This window comes from Sphingomonas populi (assembly GCF_004208535.1).
Taxonomy (GTDB): Bacteria; Pseudomonadota; Alphaproteobacteria; order Sphingomonadales; family Sphingomonadaceae; genus Sphingomonas; species Sphingomonas populi.
The window spans coordinates 35,646-51,226 of the sequence record NZ_SGIS01000037.1 but is presented as its reverse complement, the minus strand read 5'-3'; the positions used below and the strand labels follow the sequence as shown (position 1 = coordinate 51,226).

14 protein-coding genes and 1 pseudogene are annotated in these 15,581 nt (G+C 61.1%); 4 read left to right on the top strand and 11 right to left on the bottom strand.

What is annotated here, in order from left to right:
- Positions 1-181 (top strand): annotated as a pseudogene (locus EWE75_RS25320) (hypothetical protein); the annotation flags it as partial.
- A 332-nt stretch (positions 182-513) separates the two neighbouring features.
- On the opposite strand, the gene EWE75_RS19380 reads toward EWE75_RS25320, so the two are convergent.
- The 4 genes from EWE75_RS19380 to EWE75_RS19365 all read right to left on the bottom strand — a co-directional run bounded on the left by EWE75_RS19380 (position 514) and on the right by EWE75_RS19365 (position 4,235).
- Positions 514-870 (bottom strand): hypothetical protein, encoded by a 357-nt coding sequence (locus EWE75_RS19380; protein WP_130159756.1) that lies wholly within the window; start codon positions 868-870, stop codon positions 514-516.
- A 176-nt stretch (positions 871-1,046) separates the two neighbouring features.
- Positions 1,047-2,885, bottom strand: coding sequence for a TadE/TadG family type IV pilus assembly protein (locus EWE75_RS19375; RefSeq protein ID WP_130159755.1), 1,839 nt, complete (start codon positions 2,883-2,885; stop codon positions 1,047-1,049).
- Positions 2,886-2,895: 10 nt separating this feature from the next.
- Complete coding sequence (locus EWE75_RS19370; protein WP_130159754.1) at positions 2,896-3,570, bottom strand: TadE/TadG family type IV pilus assembly protein; 675 nt, start codon at positions 3,568-3,570, stop codon at positions 2,896-2,898.
- Positions 3,564-4,235 (bottom strand): TadE/TadG family type IV pilus assembly protein, encoded by a 672-nt coding sequence (locus EWE75_RS19365; protein WP_130159753.1) that lies wholly within the window; start codon positions 4,233-4,235, stop codon positions 3,564-3,566. The genes EWE75_RS19370 and EWE75_RS19365 overlap by 7 nt, the downstream gene beginning before the upstream one ends.
- Positions 4,236-4,406: 171 nt before the next feature.
- Here EWE75_RS19365 and EWE75_RS19360 point away from each other — a divergent pair, with 171 nt between their 5' ends.
- Together EWE75_RS19360 and EWE75_RS19355 are read left to right on the top strand one after the other, a co-directional pair.
- Positions 4,407-6,026: a SulP family inorganic anion transporter gene (locus EWE75_RS19360; RefSeq protein ID WP_130159752.1), complete on the top strand. Its 1,620-nt coding sequence runs from the start codon at positions 4,407-4,409 to the stop codon at positions 6,024-6,026.
- Positions 6,023-6,652 carry a ParB-like protein gene (locus EWE75_RS19355; RefSeq protein ID WP_130159751.1) on the top strand — a complete coding sequence of 210 codons (630 nt, stop codon included), beginning with the start codon at positions 6,023-6,025 and terminating at the stop codon, positions 6,650-6,652. The genes EWE75_RS19360 and EWE75_RS19355 overlap by 4 nt, the downstream gene beginning before the upstream one ends.
- Before the next feature lie 94 nt (positions 6,653-6,746).
- Here EWE75_RS19355 and EWE75_RS19350 read toward each other — a convergent pair whose 3' ends face one another.
- The 6 genes from EWE75_RS19350 to EWE75_RS19325 form a co-directional block, all read right to left on the bottom strand.
- The gene (locus EWE75_RS19350; RefSeq protein ID WP_165388452.1) at positions 6,747-8,201 is read right to left on the bottom strand and encodes a tetratricopeptide repeat protein; all 1,455 of its coding nucleotides are present in this window, start codon (positions 8,199-8,201) and stop codon (positions 6,747-6,749) included.
- Positions 8,202-8,463: 262 nt separating this feature from the next.
- The gene (locus EWE75_RS19345; protein WP_130159749.1) at positions 8,464-9,669 is read right to left on the bottom strand and encodes an alpha/beta hydrolase; all 1,206 of its coding nucleotides are present in this window, start codon (positions 9,667-9,669) and stop codon (positions 8,464-8,466) included.
- Between the two features lie 64 nt (positions 9,670-9,733).
- Positions 9,734-10,855 carry an FAD-dependent oxidoreductase gene (locus EWE75_RS19340; protein ID WP_130159748.1) on the bottom strand — a complete coding sequence of 374 codons (1,122 nt, stop codon included), beginning with the start codon at positions 10,853-10,855 and terminating at the stop codon, positions 9,734-9,736.
- Between the two features lie 60 nt (positions 10,856-10,915).
- Positions 10,916-11,770 (bottom strand): MFS transporter, encoded by an 855-nt coding sequence (locus EWE75_RS19335; protein WP_130159747.1) that lies wholly within the window; start codon positions 11,768-11,770, stop codon positions 10,916-10,918.
- A gap of 144 nt (positions 11,771-11,914) precedes the next feature.
- A complete protein-coding gene (locus tag EWE75_RS19330; protein WP_130159746.1) occupies positions 11,915-12,301 on the bottom strand; it encodes a C-glycoside deglycosidase beta subunit domain-containing protein in 387 nt (128 codons plus the stop codon).
- Complete coding sequence (locus tag EWE75_RS19325; protein WP_231708456.1) at positions 12,301-13,302, bottom strand: sugar phosphate isomerase/epimerase family protein; 1,002 nt, start codon at positions 13,300-13,302, stop codon at positions 12,301-12,303. The genes EWE75_RS19330 and EWE75_RS19325 overlap by 1 nt, the downstream gene beginning before the upstream one ends.
- A 213-nt stretch (positions 13,303-13,515) precedes the next feature.
- Here EWE75_RS19325 and EWE75_RS19320 point away from each other — a divergent pair, with 213 nt between their 5' ends.
- Positions 13,516-14,118 (top strand): TetR/AcrR family transcriptional regulator, encoded by a 603-nt coding sequence (locus tag EWE75_RS19320; protein WP_130159745.1) that lies wholly within the window; start codon positions 13,516-13,518, stop codon positions 14,116-14,118.
- A 46-nt stretch (positions 14,119-14,164) separates the two neighbouring features.
- Here EWE75_RS19320 and EWE75_RS19315 read toward each other — a convergent pair whose 3' ends face one another.
- Positions 14,165-15,496 (bottom strand): family 1 glycosylhydrolase, encoded by a 1,332-nt coding sequence (locus EWE75_RS19315; RefSeq protein ID WP_130159744.1) that lies wholly within the window; start codon positions 15,494-15,496, stop codon positions 14,165-14,167.
- Between the last annotated feature and the right edge of the window lie 85 nt (positions 15,497-15,581).

Below are 15,581 nucleotides of genomic sequence, written 5' to 3'. Positions count from 1 at the left end.
CCGCTTGCGTAGATCAACCGACAGCGCCCTGGGCATGTATCAACCTCCTTGCTCGAAGGCCGTACTGAATCAGATCGCAACCGATTTGGGAATCGCCCACGATTCAATCAGATCGATTTATGCTCTAATGGTCGGCGGCACGCTGGTCATCCTTTTCAACCTTCGTACGCGCATGATGTGAAGCCCGCGTCACCGAAATGCCAATGCGAATCGGTCCAGCTCCCGACGGCGACACTCGTCGCAAGCGAGAACAAAGCCTCCAAGGAAATTGATGGTACCTTTGATGGTATTAGATTGCCAAAATCATTATTTTATGTAATTATATCATGTATTTACATTGTAGGTTTCGCTTCCGTAGGTCACCAAGCGATTTCAAGCACGTACCGGTATATACTTCGCTGTTGCATCCGGGAACGCAGACCCTGGCAGCCGCGCTTAGCCAGGCGCTTAAGCGACTCGAAGCGGACCGCACCGCTCGGGTATAGGCCGGGCAAACCGCGAAGACAGACCGCCCTACCCTACCGGCTTCGATACCCCGGACAGCTTCGCTGCGCGGAGTTGATCGATCATCCTCTTCGCCTGCGGTGGTGCCGCTTGCATGAACAGTGCGAAAAGCTGATGATCGCTCATATCGTTGCTGACGCCCATCGGCAACGCCACGGGCTGCCGCATTCGAACGCCGGGCTGCGCTTCCACGATGATGCAGCGCCACGTCATGCCCACCGGCGCCGTGCCGATCTCCTCGCTGAACTCGCCGGCCACTGCATTGCGCATCCGCACGCGGTTGTCTGGATGCGCCGCAAACCAAGCGGCGTCGCCCTCGGTGACGATCGCGGTTAGCCGCTCGTTCAGGGTCTTGGTCTCCGCCACGATATACGTCCGCTCCTACACGTCGGCTTGCGTCTCGCGGCGTGGGATAGCTGAGGCGGTGACGAATGACGAGCGGCCTGCGGTGGTGGCGAGCAGCCATTCAGCCAGCAGGCTCGCTGCCATCTCCCAGGTGTAGCTGACGACCCTGCCGAAGGGAGTGCCATGCTTAAATTTTTCTATTGAACCAATCGGGAGCTCTGAAGGGCAGTGGAAAACAACTGCTGGAGCGCCGTTATGATGCTGTCGTTCGCGGTCACGGTCTGGACCAGGGGAGAACTGTTAGCACCAGGAGATGCACAGCTCTGCAGGCCGGCGAGTACCTGATCGCTGCTCCCTGCGTTGCCGGAGGGGTATGGCGACGGCGGCGCGGGAAGAAACGGCGCGACGTTCGACTGGGACCAGTCATCGCCAGCAAGGGATTCCGGCAGGTACTGGGTATACAGGATCGCAATCTTGATGCCTTTCGCCTTGATCGCGGTACACAGTGACAGATCGCTGCTCCGCAACGGCCCGAAATACCGGCCGCTGCCATTGGGCTGATCGAGCATGCCATCAGTAATGAGAAACAGTATCTTCTGGGGCGTCGCTCCGGGGGCGCCCGTCCCGGCCGTGGGAATCTTTGAGTTCATGATCGAGAGCATGTTACTGACCTCGGTCGAACGGTCGTTGTTGTCGGTTGAGCTGGTCGGTTTCGAATTTTTCCACCAATAGTCGTCGGCCGGAAAGAGCGACGCCGCCGAGAAGCCGCTACCGTACGACGCGACGTCCGTCAGATTGTTGAGGGTTTTGACCGGTGACGTGGTGCCGGGTTTCGTCCAGTCGAACGAGAACATCTGGGCCTGGTAGGTGACATGATATTGCGCCGCCTGATTGGCCGCGAAGGGGATCAACTGCGACGCTGCCGAAACCATGTCGTCCTTCCGCAGGACAATGCTGGAAGGGTTGTTGTAAATCTTGCCGTAATTGTGCGTAAGCCAATAGCCGTCAGCCCAATATCCTGTGTCATATACACTGGTAGTTGTTGTCGGATTTCCTGGAGTTGTTGTCGTTGTCGTCCTGCCATTGGATGTTGTGGTCTTGGTCGTGGTCGGGGTCGACGTCACCTGCTTATAGATCGTGACGAGACCATCGATGATATCGTTTGGTACGGTATATGTGGTGACTGTAACTGTCGTGGTAGAGCCAGAGGATGAATTCGCCGAGCCGGAGGTCGAACTCGTCGAAGACGTCATTGAATTTCCAGAACTATCATAAACGAGTTTGCTCGCCGAATCCCAGCGATAGTAAATGTTCTGTTTGGAAGACCCGGAGGTGTAATATCCCGTCGAAAGCAAAATATGCCGCAATTGGGTATCTTTAATATAGATCTTGTCGATCTTCGGCAGTTGCGTGTGGCAGGCGAATGCACAGCCATTTTTATTATTCGAATTTGTCGTCGCCGCGAGGATACTGCTGACGCCCCCGGACGTGGCGGGCAGCAGCATTGAGGGTGAATTGTCCATCGCCAGATAGAAATCCACGTTCGGTGGCTGCGCGGCGCTCGCCGTCGACGTGCCGGTGACGGTGAGCGTGGGCACGCCGAGCACGCCTGCGAAGATGTTGATTGACTGGGCCGTGTAACTCACCGTCACCTTGCGAAGATACCCGAGCGCACCGTTGCCGGTCGATGATGCCGCCGTTATAACCGGCGGCCTAAATGTCAGTCCCTGAAAACCCGTCACCAGCGACGCTTGCGCGTTGAACATATTCGTGGCGGCGGTGGCCGCCACCTCGTTCGATTGCAAAATGATCGACGGCGACACCGCCGCCAAAGCAGCCGCGTCCGCTGCGGCATTCAGATGCGTCTGGAGGCTCATCGCACGCGAATAATCGATGGCGAAGCCGGTGACGAAGGTCAGCGGAATCAGCGCGAACGCGGTAATCATCAGGACGCCGCCTTTCCGGTCGGCTTTCAGTCGCCTGGCGAAGCCACGCGCACCGTCCTTGATCCTGCGCAATACGGAACCGTTCGTCATTTTTCCGAGCCTAATACAGACGGGGGATCATGTAGATTGTGTGCTTCAGCGTCACGGGACCGAGGGCGAGGTAGCTGACCGAGGGTGTGAACGAATATGAGATCTTGCCCATGTACAGCCAGCCGCCGGCCGTCCCGACCTGGGTCTTGGTGGCGGTGCCGGGGGCGAGATTTTTACAGACATTCGATCCGTCGGGCGATGTCGGCACCATCGTCGAGATGACCATATTGGTGAGAATCGGAATGACCGTGTTGGCGGCCTGCGCCTGATTGGCCGGGAGCGTGCCGGCCGTCTGATCGGGCGTTGTGGCTCTCACGACGCTGCCGTCGACGTTCTGCGTCTGCGCCTGCGTCCAGACGACATAGGCATGGGTCGCGTCGCACACCCTGAGCAGCGAAACCTGCTCGGTCGCGGCGTCGAGTTTATACGGCGACAGGACGACGGCGCTCGCACTTAGATAGGATTTTGCATTGGCGCTTTGCGGGTCGTTATAGACGATCGTTGGGGACATCGTGCGCGCGACCAGATCGACAAGCGTGCGGGTCGCCGTCGTGACCTTTCTGTTGCACGCGAGCATGTCCGAAAGGCAGCATCCGCCGAGATACAGCAGCAAAAGCACTGGCAGACAAATGGCGAATTCGACCAGCGCCACGCCGCGCGTGTTCGTCGCAAGACGCCTCAGCATGACGATTGCGCCGAATTGCACGCATATTTTTCTGTCGTGAACACGGATGTCGCCACGATCATGCGGTTGCCATTCGGTTGATTGATGAGATTCAACCCGAGCGGGCCGCGTCCGGTCGGCCAAAGATAGATGAGCTGAAGAATGACGATGCGGTTCGTGCCGTCGCCATTCGACTGGTAATTATAGCCGGACCCCGTCGATGTCAGAACGCCCTTGCTGTCATAGGTAAATGTCGGCGCTGCGGAGTTGTTGACATTGTAGCTGGTCGCATTGGTGACGTTCACCGTCAGCCGCGAACAGGTCAGCATAGACGGCAGGAGGACGGGAATGGTGAAAGCCTGGCCATTGGCATCCTTGCCCGACGCGCCGTTGCAGATCGCGTTTTTGAAATCGCTCGCCGACATACCGACGTTGCCGTTTGCCATTTTGCTGGTTTGGACGGCACCGGTCAGCAACAGCCGGCCCGCGCTTTGCGCTGCGGTTTCCAGCATTTGCTGCGCCAGATAGATAGACATCGTGTAGAGAATGCCGAGCAGCAGCGCGATAAAGGCAGGTCCGACGATCGCGAACTCGATCGCGACCACGCCCTTGCGATCTCTTCGCAAGGTTGTGCAAAGGCGGCGAACAGTTTTCTGTCCCCACATGCTCTTGTCCCACAGCGCCACGCAATCAGCTCCCTCCTCGCAACGATATCGGAAAGGCGTTCAACTTTGGTAAACGAGAGTCCCGCTTATCGAAGGTTGCGCCGAACATCCGTTCTCAGCGGTCGGATCGGCGCGCGGATCACCCTCGCACCCTCTTGCCAGCACGAACGGTAAAGCCGCTATTGTGGCGCGATGCGGAAAAACGATCTCGTCGCGGGCCTGTGCGTCGCCGGGCTGATACTACCCGAGGCGGTAGCCTATGCCGGGATTGCCGGACTGCCAGCGCAGCGCGCGATCTTCGCGGCGATCGCGGGCTGCCTCGGCTACGCGATCGCCGGCCGCAGCCGGTTCGCGATCGTGTCGGCGACGTCCTCTTCGGCCGTGATCCTGGCGGCCACCCTGGCGGCGATACCCGTCGGTATGGGCGACAAAGCCGCGCTCGCCACGCTCGTCGTGATGATGACCGGCCTCTTGTTCTTGGCGGCCAGCGCCGCGCGGCTTGGCGCGATGACGAGCTTCATCTCGCGTCCTGTCCTGCACGGCTTCGCGTTCGGCATCGCGGTCACGATCATCCTGCACCAGTTGCCCATCGTCACCGGCGTCGCTGTCGCCGCGCCCGACGTCGCACGCTTTGCGATCGCGCTGATCGCCTCTGCACCATCGTGGAATCCCGTGAGCCTCCTCACCGGCGCGATTGCGCTGGCCGCGCTGCTGGCGCTGCGCCGCGTGCCGGCGGTTCCAGGCGCGCTGTGCGTGCTGCTGGCCGGCGTGGTGGCGTCGCATGTCTTCCAGCTCGACCGATATGGAGTCGCCCTGGTGGGGGCGATCGATGCGCGTATGGAATGGCCATCGCTCACCCAGCCCGGCTGGAGCACGCTAGCCCGGCTGGCGCAATATGCCGTCCCGCTGGTCCTGATCCTGTTCGCCGAATCCTGGGGCACGATCCGCACGCTTGCGCTGCACCATGGGGATATGGTCGATGCCAATCGCGAACTGGCCGGACTCGGCCTCGCCAATGTGGCGAGCGCACTCGTGCAAGGCATGCCGGTTGGTGCCGGCTTCTCAGCCGGTTCGGCGAGCGAGGCGGCGGGCGCCGGAAGCCGGGCAACTGGCGTGATTGCGGCAATCGGTCTGGCGATGATGATCCTGTTCGCCATGCCGGCGATCGCGCTTCTGCCGCAGCCAGTGCTGGCGGCTGTCGTGATCGCGGCACTCACCCACGCGCTCGACCCTGCGCCGTTGCTCCGGCTGTGGCGTCTGGATCGCGATCAATATGTCGCGTCGGGTGCGGCGCTCGGGGTGCTTGCGCTGGGCGTCCTCAACGGAATGCTGCTCGCGATCCTGCTATCGCTGGCGGCCCTGCTTCGGCGGATCGCCACGCCGACCTTGGCCCGTCTGGGGCGGCTCGGCGACGGCCACAATTACGTCGACATCGCACGCCACAGCGATGCCGTGGCGCCGCCCGATGTCGCGATCTGGCGCCCGACCGAGCCTTTGTTCTTCGCCAACGCCGAACGCATGTTGGCGCTGGTGCGGATGCGGACCAGCGCCAACCCAGCGCTTCGCGGGATCGTGCTTAGTCTCGAGGAGAGCTACGATCTCGACAGCACCGCGCTCGATGCACTGATCGAGTTCGACGGTGCGTTGCAAGCGGCGGGGGTTCCTCTCCAACTCGCGCGACTGCACGATCACGCCTATGATCTGTTGAAGATCGCCGGCGCCGTCGATCTGGATCGCCGCAGCAGCTACAGCGTCGATGATGCAGTCGTCGCGCTCGAGGCGAAGCTTTCGGGCACAAAGGATCGTGTATGAAAGAGGATTTCGCCCCCGTACTCCACCCGGTCGCAATCGCTGATCTCCGGCCCACCCAAATGACGGTTGGCCTGCGCGAGGTCGCGCGCAAGCGTGCGGACTGGCGCAAGCGGGTCGAAATCGACGGACCTGACTTTCTCGGCCGCCACATGATCCCCGCAATCCTTGGACCCAAGCACGTACCGTATCTGATCGATCACCATCATCTGGTCCGCGCCCTGCACGATGAGGGCGTGACGCAGGTCCTGGTCAGCATCGTCGCCGACCTGAGTAGCCTGAAGAAGCCGCTGTTCTGGACCTTCATGGACAATCGTAACTGGCTGCATCCGTTCGATGCCGAAGGCACACGGCAGCCGCACCGCACCTTACCGCGCAAGATCGGCGCGATGACGGACGATCCGTACCGTTCGCTCGCCGGCGCGCTGCGTCGCGAGGGCGGCTGCGCCAAAGATCCGACACCCTATTCGGAGTTCTTGTGGGCGGATTTCCTGCGATATCGAATCGGGCGCAAGCTCGTCGAGCATGATTTCGAACGTGCGCTCGCAAAAGCGGTCGATCTCGCGTCAGGCCATCATGCCAGCTACCTCCCGGGATGGTGCGGTCGTTCGGAAGACACTAATCGCTAGCAACACAACGCGCGCCGACACGCTCTATCGCCAACCCAACTTGCAGCCCCGGCGCTCATGGCGTCCCGGCCCGACGGCTGTCCCGCAGGCAGCGTCATCCAGGCGGGAGTTCGGCGAGCGCACGTCGGGCATCGGCCTTGTCCGGCTCGATCGCCAGTGCGCGCCGGAAGAAACTGGCAGCTTGAGCCACGTCGCGGGTCACTCCGGCGCCTGCCTGATAGGCCCGACCGAGATTGAGACAGCCGTCGGCGTCTTCGAGCATGCACGCCTTGCGAAACAGCTCGACGGCACGGATGGCATCCTTCCGGGTGCCATTGCCACTCTGCACCAGCGTCCCGAGATTGCCGCAGGCCGCGCCGTCATCCCGCTCGCAAGCGCCTTCGTAGAGCGAGGCTGCACGCGCCGGGTCCTTCCTTACGCCAAGCCCCTGATCGAAGACGACCCCGAGATTGTAGCATCCGCCCGGATCGTCGCCGTCGCATGCCTTCTGAAACAGGCGCCGTGCTCTTCCCGGATCGGCTTTGGTACCTACGCCCATCGAATAGGATGCTCCCAGGCTGGAGCAGGCAGCGGCATTGCCGCTCTCGCAAGCCGCATCAAAATAGCCGAATGCGCGTCCCACGTCCTTCGCCACGCCGTCCCCATTAACCAGCGCCAACCCGAAATTGGCGCAGTCCGATGGACCGCCGCTCTGGCAGGCCCGCGCGAAAGCATCCGCCGACCGCTCGGCATCGCGGGTCACGCCGGCGCCGGTATGATAGGCGATGCCAAGCAAGGTGCAACTGTCGGCATCGCCGCCGGCGCAGGCCTTTTCAAAGAAGCTCGCGGCGCGGGCCTCGTCCTTCGGGATGCCGTCGCCCCCGGCCAATCGGGTCGCTAGCAGCGCGCAGTCTGCGATCGTGCCGGACTTGCACGACGCTTCGAGCCGCGCAGCTTCCTCGGCGCCGTCTTCGGCGATGGCCTGCGCGCTATCGGCGCGGACTGCCACCACCTCTGGCACGACTTTCGGCTCGGCGCGTGGCGACGCGGCGGCCCCGGTCTGGCGTGCGATCATCGTTTCATGCAGGCCGTGCGCGTCGTTCGGCCTGTTGCCGCGCGCGATCAGCGCCTTCGCGAAGGTCACTTCATCGATCGCCAACGGAAACAGATCATTCGTCACCCGATAGCCGTCGTCGCCGCAGGCGAAGTGGAATTGCGTATCTCCGAGGCTGTCCGGCGGCACCGCCTGCATCGGCGCGGGATGCGCCGGCTCGTCGCCGATTTGCCGACCTGCTTCATCATACCGGAACATCTGGAGCGTGCCGAGCCGGCGCCTGCCGCAATCCGCACGCATATGCGCCTTCGTCATCACCTCCGGCTCGCCGGGCTGAATCACGGACATGGTCCAGTAGGTAACGATGTCGCCTTTGCGCGCGATCGACTGGGCATCGACGAAGAGCACGCGATTTGCGCCGCTGTTCACATACCACCATTCCGACGCCCGGGCGGGGAACGGAAGGAGGAACAGTGCGACTACCGCCGCCAAAGCGACATTCCGTGCAGGCCGCATCACCGTCTCCTTGGAACTCATGGCACTCCCACGGGGAAGCGACACGTCCGTGATAGCGAATGCAGTGTAGCATTAAGGGCGGGGTTTAGCTGCTTCTGTCGAATGCTTCGATGATATCGGCTCAAAGATCCTCAGCGGTCGGCGCGATCGTATAGACCGTTTCGCGCTGCTCCCGCGATTGAGATGATGGACGCAGTACCAATTAAGGCTTCAGTCCTCTCCAATGATCCTACCGGCGTCAGCCGGTAGGATCATTCAGCATCTATTTGAAGATAATCGGAGCGAAATCGTTCAGATATCTACGCCAATTTATCCAAGTATGACCCCCGGAACTTTCTTTGTATACATAGGGAATAGCGTAACGGTCCATGATACGCCGCATGGGCTTTGACGAATTGAAGATGAAATCATCTTTGCCGATTGCATAATAGACGAGCTTGAATTCCTTAGCGCCCCTGCGCAATGCAGCCGCGTTCGCATTTTCATACGCAGCGACCTCGGCTTGCGGGTTTTCGATACCGATACCCATCGAAAAGATACCAAGGTAACGGAACAAATCCGAATGCGGCAGACCGAAATTGATCGTATGTGCGCCGCCCATCGAAAGGCCTGCCATCGCTCGCGACGACGCGGTAGCAATCGTTCGATAGCTGCGATCAATCGTGGGTATCAAGTCGGTCAGAAAATCATTGCCGAAATCCTGATTGGTCAAGATGCTCTGCCCGGCTTTGTACGGCGTATGCCCTGTGGGCATCACGATGATCATCGGCTTGGCCTTTCCGGCCGCGATCAGATTATCGAGAATGTACTGTGCATGCCCGACGCTCGTCCAACTGCCGTCACTATCGCCCGCGCCGTGAACAAGATACAGGACGGGATACCGCGTCGTCCCCCGCATGTAGCCCGGTGGCGTGTAGACATGCGCGCGGCGCTTAATTCCGAGGCTCTTGGACCAATATTCCACCACGCTAACCGTACCGTGCCGGACCTTCTCATCATAGGTTTGGAAAGCCCCCTCCGGCCCGGGAACCTCGAACACCGACGTGACGCCATTGACCTGCTCGGACCAAGCCGTCCCGCGCGGGTCGGGAACAGGTGCGCCATCCACCTGAAAGGTAAAGCGATACGTATCAGCCGGAACCGGACGAGCGGTCGTCCAGCTCCACAGACCTGTGGCATCGCGCGTCATCACCGCGCCAGCGGCGATCCCGTCGGTCATGCCTGTGGGAACGATATCGGGAAGATCGGCGCTGACGAGCTTGGCGTCCTTGGCCAGCGGCGCACAGACGCGAAACGTGACGCGATTGTCCGCCTGGATTTCGACCGACTTGTAACTCGGTGGCGGATCACGCCAAGTCTTCTGGAGGCATGTGTTCGACGTCGCCGATTGCTGCGCGGAGGCGGGCGCGGCACAACCGCTACCCGCGCCCAGGATCGCCAGAATTGCGATACTATTGCAGTGTTTCATCTCGCTCCTCACCCTTCTTTTCGGGCGACTCTCATCGCTCCGCTCGCTTCAACGCTTTGCCGCGTCAGATCGGTTGCGCCGTCACCGCGAACATTGCGGCGGTCGCCTTATGATTGTCGACGAGCGCACCCTTACCGATCTGTCCGTAACAAATGGCGAGGCTGCTTTCGACAATGTACCGGCAGCGCTCAAAACGACGCGCCGCATACGCCGTGAAGGCGGATTCGGGCGTATCGGCCTTGGCGATTTCCTCAGCGAGTACGATGCTGTCCTCAATCGCCATCCCCGCCCCCTGCCCCAGATGCGGCGTCGTGGCGTGCACGGCGTCGCCCAGCAGAACCACACGCCCCTTGTGCCACGGCTGATCCAGCATCAGCACTTCGAGCGGACGATAGACGACACCTGAATCGTCGGTGATCTGCATCGCCAGTTCGCGGATCGCCGGGGCGGTGTTCGCCAGCTTTTCGCGCATCGCGGCGGCGAGGCCTGCGGTTGGGTAGGTCGGATTGCCCGGCTCCGGCGTGGTCGCGAACATATACATCAGGTCTGCGCTGATCGGCACCAGGCCAACCCCGGTCGGCCCGTTATAGACATGCAGATCGCGTAGATCATGCGGGCGTTTGAAATTGTAGCGCCATACCGCCTGCCCCGTGAATTCTGGACCCGGGGCATCCGGGAACAACGCCTTGCGCGTTTTGGAGTAAACGCCGTCCGCACCAACGACGATGTCGAAACGCTCCATCCCGCCGTCCGAGAAATGCGCGGTCACACCCGTGCCGTCATCGTCGAGCCGCTCGGCGGTAACCCCGAGACGGACAATTGCCCCCGCCGCGATCGTCCGATCACCCAGCACTTTGTGCAGCGCCGGCCGCCCGATGCCGACATTGGCCGGGACTCCGTCGACCAGCCGCGGCGAAGTGACCGTCGCGACGCGCGTTCCGTCGGGAGCGTGGATTGCGACGCCGTCGAAGCCGACGCCTGCCGCCAGATAATCCTGCAACAAGCCGAGCTGCTCCATCGCCCGCACGACGTTGGCCTGCTGAATGATCCCGACGCCATAGACCGACCATTTCGGATCGCGCTCGATCACGGTCACGGCATGGCCGTCGCGTCGGAGCGCGATCGCGGCGGTAAGGCCGCCAATCCCCCCGCCAATGACGAGAATGGAAAGCGCCGCATTGGTCATAGTCTCAAGCCTTTCGGTCGCGGTCTTGCAGGATCAGTTCAGCGGCACGCCACCCCAGCATCATGGCGGGGCCATTGGTGTTGCCCTTCGCGCCGTCTGCCGGTAGATAAGCGCACCGATGACATAGCCGACTGCCGTGAGCGCCTGGACAACCCCCGCGACGGCAGGCGACGTAACGCCAAGCAAGCTGAAGACCTGCGCGATATGGAGCGGCTCGACATAATAGATGAGCGATGCGACGAGGGTCAGCGCCCCAATCACCAAAGCCTCTCTCCACGGGAACGGCAGCTTGGCGATATCGCGCTCACGCGCCCGCGCGGTCTGCTCCGGTTCATCGATGTAGATGAGCGCGAGAATTAAAGCCGGAATGGCGAGGAGATAGATGAAGAATGGTCCGCGCCAGTTCCAATCGGCGAGAAACCCACCGGCGATCAGTAAAAGCGTGCCCGACGGAGAAATGACGATCCCGACCCACGAGGTCCATTTCTGCCGGTTTTCGCCGAAATAATCCCCGATCAACGCGCTCGACACCGTGACGGCCATAGCCTCGGCAAGCCCCAGCACGGCGCGGCTGATGACGATCACGAAGATGTCGGCGGTGAAGATCGGAACCAACCCGGCCGCGACATAGAGAAACATCCCCGACAGGAAGCTGGCGCGGCGCCCGAACCGGTCGGCTAACGCCCCCGCCACCGGCGCGAAGATCGCCACCATCAGCGCCGGGATCGTCAAGATCATCGGCACCAACAGCGCGGCGTGCGGAATGCCGCCGAACTGTTGAAACAGTTTCGGGATCGCCGGAAATAACGAGACTATCGCCATCACCGGCAGGATCTGGGCGGAAAGCAGCGCGATGCCCTTGCCATTTTCGTTTTTCACGGCAGGGCGCGACATGGATTGCGAAATATCGGTCACGCGCTGATCCCCATGAGACGGCGATTGAGCGCCCGGTCGGCACCGGAAGCGGCAAAATCGTCAAAGGCTTGATCGGTCACCCGAATGTCGCCGTCATCGGCTTGTCGCTGACCACCGGAAAACCTGCGATAAGCGCGGCACGTTTCACAGCGACAGCGTCTTGCTGTCGCTGTTGATCGCAGGGAATGGCAGATACGATATCCGCAGCTTTTGGCGCAGCGACACGTTATGTTCGCCCGGGGGAAATCCGCCCGGATACTCGACGATCAGCGTCGCTGTTTCACCGAACGCCCATCGCCGATCATAGGCTGTCGCCATCTGGTCGAGCGTCAGCGGCCCTTTTCCCTCATCGAACCGAACGGCATCGCGCGGCAGTTCGACACCGTCGATCGCGACGGCGATATCCTCGATCATCGACAGGCCGAGGCCGCGATAATATCCGAGCTTCGCCTCGAACGTGAAGCCTTCAGGCGCATCCGTCGGACCAGCGTTGCGCAGCGAATGCTCGCAAATCAGGTACTTGTCGAACATCAGTTCTGCTCCCCGGTACGCTGCGAAAGCAGACGTTCAAACATGCGGTGCTGACGGCGCACCTGTTCGCGGCTGTCGACAGGCTGCACGTCCTGCACCCAGCGATTGCCCTCATATTCACTCGACAGATACCCGCTCCAGCCGCCTGCGATCAGTTCGGCAACGACCTCATCATAGGCCAGCGACGGGTCGGTATCGTCTGTATTCATTTCGTAGAATTTGGCTTGAATATGCCGGAAGTAGGGAATGAAATCCCGGATGCGCTTGGGGTTCGAATAAGGCGAATGGCGCAGGGTTTCCGCCATGCGGACCTCCACGGGCGTGCCCTTCATCTTCACTGCGACCTCATAGATCGTATATTCCGCCATGATCTTGGCGTCATGCTGATCGACGATGAATTGCGCGACTTCGGGCCGCGCGCCTTCACGCTCGAAGCGGGCGCGCCACACCGGCGGATAGTGCTTCATGAAGATGCCCATGTCGGGCAGCAGTCCGAGGTGGCGGGTTCCCAGCCGATCAGCGACTTCGATCGTCCGCAGAATCCACGCATGCTCGATGTGCCACGGCGCATGGACTTCCACGCCCATGTGCACGTCCAGATCCTCCGCATAGGGCACGCACCGCTCGAGAATGTCCGGCCGCACGAACACCAGTACCCGCATGTTGCGGATGCCCAATGTGTTGCACAGGATCAGGTCGCGTCGGATCGATTCGACCTGTTCTTCGTCGGTCATCAAGCGATCGGACCGCAGCTTGGTGTCCAGAAACATGTCGTAACAGGTCATTTCGCAACCGTGCCGCGCCATCATGTCCTTCCACGCGCCCACCTCATGGTCGGTCACGTTCGGGAAGGACCGCATGTTTTGTTCAGGCAGGATTTCGATGCCCCGCGCACCGATCGACGCGGCGAAGGATACGCAGTCCTCGACCGTCATCTGCCCGAGGAAGAGTTCTTCCTGGAAGGAGTACAAACTGACGCCGCGTTTGATGTTGTGATCCATGTGTCCTCACCTACGTATTTTCTGTCGTGCCGGCCGTGTGGAAACCGCAACGGAGCGCTACGCTAACGGTCCAGCGGGTCGATCCCGTTCTTTCCGCTTGAAAAACAGCAGCTTTTTTCCCGCCGGTACGGCCCGTCTTCGCCAATCTAATCGATGCTTAGATTTCCACCGAGCCGCTTGTCAAGAGGCTGGCATAGGGGCTAGTCGCAAAACATGGCGCGAGGCGATGGTAGTTATCACAGGGAAGACCTGCGCAGCGAATTGCTCGCGGCCGCCCGTCAATTCGTCTCGGATCATGGCCACGAAGGCCTATCGGTCCGCAAACTCGCGCAGATCGTGGGCGTATCGGCAGGCGCTCCGTATCATCATTTCCCGGACCGGCGTTCGCTGCTGCTCGCGGTTGCCCTTGAGGGCTATGATGAAATGAATGCGCTGGGCAAACGAGCCAGCGACACCGCCGTACCGGGGCGCGATCAACTCTTTGCGATGTCTCATAGTTTCCTCGTTTTCGCGGCGCGCCACTCCCGGCTGTTCGAGCTGATGTATGAGAGCGAACTTACGCGGCCCAAGGTCGATCCCATGATCGGAATCGCCCAGCGCAAAGGCTTCGAGATTCTGCATGAAGGCGTCGTTACGACCCTCGGCGCGGACACCCAGGCCGATGTCGGCGTTCGGGTTGCCACGCTCTGGTCGACGATCTACGGCTTCGCCTTACTCCGCGACCGTCATATGATGGCGCCACATGATGAAATTAGCGAACCCCGTTCCGAACGGACCGCCGATGCGATCATTTGGCACGCCATCTCCAATATCTGACGGCCGATGGTCGAGGTCACGTTCTACCAGTACTTTTAAGCTGCAGTCAGACAGCATTTGCGCGGGCTATGCCCCCTAGGACGCCCGCGCTCGCCTTGGCGGTTCGGGCAAACGTCTTTCGATCGAAGCTGTGGAGCCCGAATTGTGGCTTGTAGCCGAAGCCCCATTCGAAATTGTCGATCAACGACCAGTGCATATAGCCCTTTACCGGCACGCCCTCAGCGATCGCCCTGTGCAAATGCCCCAGCGCGGCGGGGATGAGCCGCTGCCGAACCGTATCGTCCTGGCTGTTAACCCCATGCTCCGTGACGAATATCGGCACCTTGGCGACCGAATACGCATAGCGAACCGCGCCGGCGAGCGAGGCAGAATAGACCTCTCCCCCGGCAAAGTTCCGATCACCTTCCGGCGGCGGCGGCACCCTGCCCTTGTCGTCCCACAGCGCGCGCTCGTAATTCTGCACCCCGACGAAGTCGTCACGGCGCGCTGCCTGAAGCCAATCGACATAAAGCCCCTTGCGTACCGTGTCGCGGATACTGTTGGAGCCAACCGCCTGATCATCGATGATCGCCAGGCAAACGCCCACCGGCAGATCACCGCGCACGGCCTTGATCGCCTGCCGGCCCAAATCATGCCCTTTGAGCAAATTGGCCTGCAGCGTTGTGGGATCGGGATACCAAACGTTGTTGCCCGTCAGAAACAACGGGACGCCAAACGCCGCAGCAACCTTTTCCGACACAGCCCGGTCCGCCGGCAGCAGCCATTTGCTCACCGCTGGCGGTAGCACATCGGCCAAGCGACCCGCGAGATTGGGTTCGTTAAGCGTCGCGGCGACGGCGATGCCGTCAGATAGATGCGACGCCGCCATTGCGCAGAACCTGGCGAAGAGGGTCGGTGCGTCTGGATGTTGCCAGCCGCCACGCAGAGCGAACCACAAGGGCGTCGTGAAGTGGTTGAAGGTCACGAACGGCTTGAGTCCGCGCGCGTGACATCCTTCGATGATGCGCTTGTAGTGATCGAGCATGGCGACCGAGAATTCACCCGCGCGCGGCTCAATCCGGGCCCACTCCAGACTGAAGCGATAGCTGTTGAGGCCCATCGCCTTGGCCAGATCAAGGTCCGTCGGCCAAAGCTCGAAGCCATTGGCGGCATCGCCTGCGGGTTCGGCATAGGGTGTACCCGCGATGGCTTCGACCTGCCAGACATCAGAATTGATGTTGTTGCCTTCGATCTGATAGGCTGACGTCGCGGCGCCCCACAGAAATCCGTCAGGGAATTGCCGTGTGCGGCCAGCCAGCGCAGCGGCCGGCCACATCGACGCGGCGGTGCCGAGCATTGCCGCTCCTGCTGAAAACTGGCGGCGGGTGAGCGTGACCATGAGATTTCCTAGTTCGGAAGGTCCGACCGCGCCACCGCGACCGGACTTGATTTGGGAGGGCATCTGTCCTGTCCGGCACCATACC